The organism is Staphylococcus sp. HMSC14C01, assembly GCF_001808085.1.
In the GTDB taxonomy this organism is placed as follows: Bacteria; Bacillota; Bacilli; order Staphylococcales; family Staphylococcaceae; genus Staphylococcus; species Staphylococcus hominis.
In genome coordinates this window covers 104,951-110,052 of sequence record NZ_KV792027.1, presented here as the reverse complement: position 1 = coordinate 110,052, position 5,102 = coordinate 104,951, and the positions used below count along the sequence as shown (strand labels likewise).

Genomic DNA, 5,102 nt, shown 5'->3' with positions numbered 1-5,102 from the left:
ATGAAGAATTATAATTGGGAATATTTTAAAGCTCAAATTAGTAAAAATCTTTTAGAGCCAAAAAACATCTACAGTTAAAGAAAAATTGATGTGGAGCTTGTTTTTGTATTTATGAAGGCTATTTTGTGTTTCACTCGAATTTCCGTTCGAAAGATAAATAAAACCAAAAGAGAACTAGGATTTGTTCTAATGGCACTTAATGTAAGAAAAGAAACAGCTCAGCGAGCTGAAAATAATCAAAAAAGTAAAAAAAAGGCAATTTCTATTGAAATAATATAGAAATTGTCCTTTTTTTATTTATCCAGAAACTTTATGTTCTAGACTCTTTATTATTTTAATTATTGATTAATCTTAAAGCGTTATCCCATTTTTCAATTATATTATTTTTAGAATAATTTTGAGAAAGTGCGATACTTTGTTTTGAAAATTCTTGTTGAAGTTTAGGGTGTTCAAGTAAATATTTAACTTTATTGGTTAGTTCTTCTTTATCGTTTTTAGGTATTAAATATCCATTTAAACCATCTTTTACTAATTCATTGGGACCATATTTAATATCATAACTAATCATAGGAACTCCATATGATTGACACTCTAATAATGCTAAAGAAAATCCTTCCATATTGCTAGTTATAATACCTAAATAAGCATCGCTATATTCTTTAGATAAATTAGGTAGAAATCCTCTTAAAAAGATCTTATCTTCTAAGTTGTATTTTTTAATTAAATTTAATAGCTTATCTTTTTCTTTACCAAAACCATATAAATGAAGTTGTAATTCAGGAAACTCATGTTTTAAGTTATTTATCAACTCAATTTGATGATGAAGTTGTTTTTCAGGAGAATATCTTGCAACTGAAATTAATTTTTTTGGCGAAACTTTTCTATCATTATGAGCGTTGATATGGTGATTTTCTGAAAAACCAACTGGAATATTTATGACTGGTATTTGATTGTCAATACGAGTTGAAACATCTTGTTTTTGAGAATCTGTAGAAACAATGATAGCTTTATAACGCGATAAATTGCTAAAAAGCGCTTTGTAAACATTCTTATAATTTGAAGTATCTACCTGATCAATATTCTTCACATGAGTACTATGTAATATAGCTACAACTGGAATATTTGGATCAGAATGATTAAACGCTGGGGCAGTATAAATATTTTTATCGCTGAAAAAGACATCTCCGTATTGATAAATTGAGTTAATGAAAAAAGAACGTAATCCTGTTTCATTTTTGAAAAAGTGAGTTCGATTCTTATAATTTAAAATAATTCTTTGAATCTCATTATTTTCGATATTAAAATATTTTTCGATAACAATTTGACCAGTTAAGTTATGATATTGTTCGGCAAGGACAGTTTGATTAGTCGTCAATATACGTGTACAACTTAAAAAGCCTCTCACATCATAAAACTCACGCTTGATTTTTTTGCCATTCATATCAAAATAATTAATATAATCTAAAGTTTTATAGTTAGGGTCTAAGAAACGAACATACATAATAAAATTGCTTGAATCGTAAATTCTTATATCTCTAGAATTTGGAACATATCTTAGCTCATAATTACAATCATTTTCCCAATAAGAAATGTAATCAAAGTGTTCTACTTTAGTAAGATTTTTGGAATCTTGAAAATAGTCGTACATGTTTAAATATTCTTTTTTTTCAATAAAACTTTCAGCTTGTTTAGTCAAAAATCTATTCCAAGCTAAGAAAATACATCTAGCTTTTTTGCCACTTTCTTTAAAGATTTTGAGTCTATTGATCATAGCTTTCTCAATACCAGTAATACTTCCACCTAAATTATACCCTACAAAATAGTACATACATTACCTCATATCAATTAAATAATTTTACATAATTATAACACACTAATTAAAAGTAATAACATTTTAATTGTGTAAAATTTTTGAAATTTAAAAAATCTTAATTAATCGTGGTAAAATATAGCTTAATCTGAAATTATACAAAGAAAATCTTTAAATAATACCTCTTATAAAAATTAATAATTTTAAAAGTAATGTACTTTTGATAAAAGATTAGTTTACAACATGTAAAATGTTCAATTTTTACTCGAATGTCTAATATTTACAAGATGAATATCACCTTGAAATTTATTTATTATGATATTTGAATATAGTATCATAGATTAGTGTCTATTTCGTAATCTACTTTAGATATTATATCTCAGAATGAATCTGTAAAAAAAGACACTTTATGTATAGCTACTTCATTCATGGGCTTGTACCAGGATTTGTTTCTTAATTACTCCATGTACACATAATAATATTGAAGATATCATGATATTAATGATGATTAAGAATGCATGTATTTTCTTAACAATAGTTGTATCGCTGATCATTATTGCAGCGATGAGTTTCGTTAAACCTAGTGAAAAGAGAACAAGGAAATAGTATTAAGGTGAGTTACGTCAAATAAACTTAATAGTAATCTAAAAATCCAAATAAAAATATAAACATATTAAAAAGCAGTTGTCTTTAAAATAATTAGAGACAACTGCTTTTTAATATGTTTATTTTCTATATTTTAGTCTTGCGAAAGCATCGTGTTGGTGAATGGATTCTTCGTTTCGACATTCAATGTCAAAGCCATCAATCCAGTCAAAATCTACTAAATCTGCGGCAATTAAACGAATTAAATCTTCAACGAAACGTGGATTTTCATATGCACGTTCTGTTACGCGTTTTTCATCAGGACGTTTTAAAATTGGATAAAGAATAGAGCTTGCATTTGCTTCCATTGCATCTAAAATCTTTTCTTTGTAATCATCTATCATTTCAGAATTCTTATCTAAATACACTTTTACTGTTACAACACCCCGTTGATTATGAGCAGAGTATTCGCTAATTTCTTTAGAGCAAGGACAAAGTGTTGTTACAGTAGCTGTGAGGGTAAGTTCTTTACGCGTTACTTGATCTTTATGAATTGCTAAACCGTAAGTAACATCAGCATGACCCACTGCTTTGATATGAGTTACAGGACTATAACGATCAAAGAACCATTTACCTGAAACGTCTACTCCCGCAGCATTCTGTTTCATATTGTCTTGTAATGTACGTAATACTTGATATAGTGTATCGAAATCAAGTTCTAAACCATTATTATAATGTTTCTCAACACTTTCTAAGATACGACTCATGTTAATCCCTTTTTCATCTTTATTTAAGCTTGTTGAGAAACTAAATGTACCTGCTGTTTGAAATTGATCAATTTTAACAGGATATACTAAATTTTTAATACCCACTTCTTCAATTTCAAACAAGAAGTTTTTATGTGTACTTTGTAAGTCAGTCATTTCATTTTTAGTTGTAGGTTTTGTACCTTTGATAGGGTCTACTGAACCAAAATGTTTCCAGCGACCTTCTCGAGTAGATAAATCAAATTCAGTCATTCGTTTATTGTACCTCCTTTAATGATTTTAATTATCGAAATGATACGTCCAATAAGGTTCGACTTCTAGAAAACTTTGTGTTTCTCCGCCAACTTCAGGGCTAGCTAATTGTTTTAAGAAAGGACCTGTTTGAGATTTATGAGCTTCAAACGCCTTTAATTTAATCTCTTTGTATTGACTAATGTCATTTAATATATCAGGTTCTCCTAAAATATCCGGTGCATCATTACTAAATGCTACGAGTTGAAGTCTTGGACGCTCTTCTTTAGGCATACGTCCTACTGTTCTTACGACAGCTTCAGCTGTTGCTTCATGGTCTGGATGTACGGCAAATTTTGGATAAAATGAAATAATCACTGATGGATTTGTCTCCTCAATCAATGTTTTTACCATATCATCCATTTGCTCATGTGGCTCAAATTCTACTGTTTTATCTCTTAAACCCATTTTACGTAAATCAGTAATACCAATCACTTTCATAGCATCTTCTAATTCTTTTTCGCGAATATAAGGTAGTGACTCTCTTGTCGCAAAAGGGGGATTGCCTAAATTACGTCCCATTTGTCCTAATGTGAGACAGGCATAAGTGACAGGCACCCCGTTTTCAATATAACTTGCGATCGTCCCAGCAGATGAGAAGGTTTCATCATCGGGATGTGGAAATATCATTAGTACATGTCTTTCATCTTTCATGAATCTTCCTCCTCTATACTGTGAATGGCTGTTCACTGATTTCAATCGTTGCAGCCAACTGTCCTTCGTAATTAAATCCAGCTATTAAAAATTCATTATTATCATTGATTTCATAGTGAGTCAGGCCTTGCACATATACCCAACCTCCATCACGAAGTTTCAACCCAACACGAAATGGGTCTTTATCTCCGCCCTTTAGTTGCGCATGTTCATATGTGACTTGTATATTTCGTAAAAACGTACCTGCATTAAACACACGTTGATCAAAATGATTAGCATATGCACCATTCGTCGTTTCAACATGCAAATAGACAGGTTTGTTTTCAAATGTAGTTAACAATCGTTGTACTTCTTCAGCTTTAATGGGTTCCAACACGTTCACTCCTTACAACCATACAATGTGTGTATCTATCTATTTTACTAAAAAGAACGACTGAATTGTACACCTATGCTCAATTTATTTATAAATGAAAGAAAATAATTTGAAGTGATTTAAAGGTTTAAAAATATTTAACATGGGTATTTATACTACTACGACTATGATATGAAAGGATGTTTGTAATGGAATTACAATTAGCAATCGATTTATTAAATAAAGAAGAAGCAGCAAAATTAGCTAAAAAAGTTGAAGAATATGTGGATATCGTAGAAATTGGTACACCTATCGTTATTAATGAAGGATTACCAGCTGTTCAACATTTAAATGAAAATATCAATAATGCGAAAGTGTTAGCTGATTTAAAAATTATGGATGCAGCAGACTATGAAGTAAGCCAAGCTATTAAATTTGGCGCAGATGTTGTGACTATCTTAGGTGTTGCAGAAGATGCTTCAATTAAAGGTGCGGTTGAAGAAGCACATAAACATGGTAAACAATTGTTAGTTGATATGATTGCTGTACAAGATTTAGAAAAACGTGCGAAAGAATTAGATGAAATGGGCGCTGATTATATCGCTGTTCATACTGGTTATGATTTACAAGCTGAAGGACAATC

At 30.1% G+C, this 5,102-nt stretch carries 5 protein-coding genes and 1 pseudogene; 2 read left to right on the top strand and 4 right to left on the bottom strand.

What is annotated here, in order from left to right:
* Positions 1 to 279, top strand: a pseudogene (locus HMPREF3131_RS11475) (IS5/IS1182 family transposase); the annotation flags it as partial.
* Between the two features lie 55 nt (positions 280 to 334).
* Here the strand turns inward: HMPREF3131_RS11475 and HMPREF3131_RS04875 are convergent.
* From HMPREF3131_RS04875 to HMPREF3131_RS04860, 4 genes are all read right to left on the bottom strand, one after another.
* Positions 335 to 1,828 carry a serine-aspartate repeat adhesin O-glycosyltransferase SdgB gene (locus HMPREF3131_RS04875; protein ID WP_016931416.1) on the bottom strand — a complete coding sequence of 498 codons (1,494 nt, stop codon included), beginning with the start codon at positions 1,826 to 1,828 and terminating at the stop codon, positions 335 to 337.
* 707 nt (positions 1,829 to 2,535) lie between these two features.
* On the bottom strand, positions 2,536 to 3,414 hold the full coding sequence (gene folE2, locus HMPREF3131_RS04870; RefSeq protein WP_002448890.1) for a GTP cyclohydrolase FolE2: 879 nt from the start codon (positions 3,412 to 3,414) through the stop codon (positions 2,536 to 2,538).
* A 27-nt stretch (positions 3,415 to 3,441) separates the two neighbouring features.
* The gene (bshB2, locus tag HMPREF3131_RS04865) at positions 3,442 to 4,107 is read right to left on the bottom strand and encodes a bacillithiol biosynthesis deacetylase BshB2 (RefSeq protein WP_049382087.1); all 666 of its coding nucleotides are present in this window, start codon (positions 4,105 to 4,107) and stop codon (positions 3,442 to 3,444) included.
* Positions 4,108 to 4,120: 13 nt separating this feature from the next.
* Positions 4,121 to 4,483, bottom strand: coding sequence for a YojF family protein (locus tag HMPREF3131_RS04860; protein ID WP_002488035.1), 363 nt, complete (start codon positions 4,481 to 4,483; stop codon positions 4,121 to 4,123).
* A gap of 185 nt (positions 4,484 to 4,668) precedes the next feature.
* On the opposite strand from HMPREF3131_RS04860, the gene hxlA reads away from it, so the two are divergent.
* The coding region (gene hxlA, locus HMPREF3131_RS11470; RefSeq protein WP_070517495.1) for a 3-hexulose-6-phosphate synthase at positions 4,669 to 5,102 on the top strand (434 nt) is incomplete at its 3' end.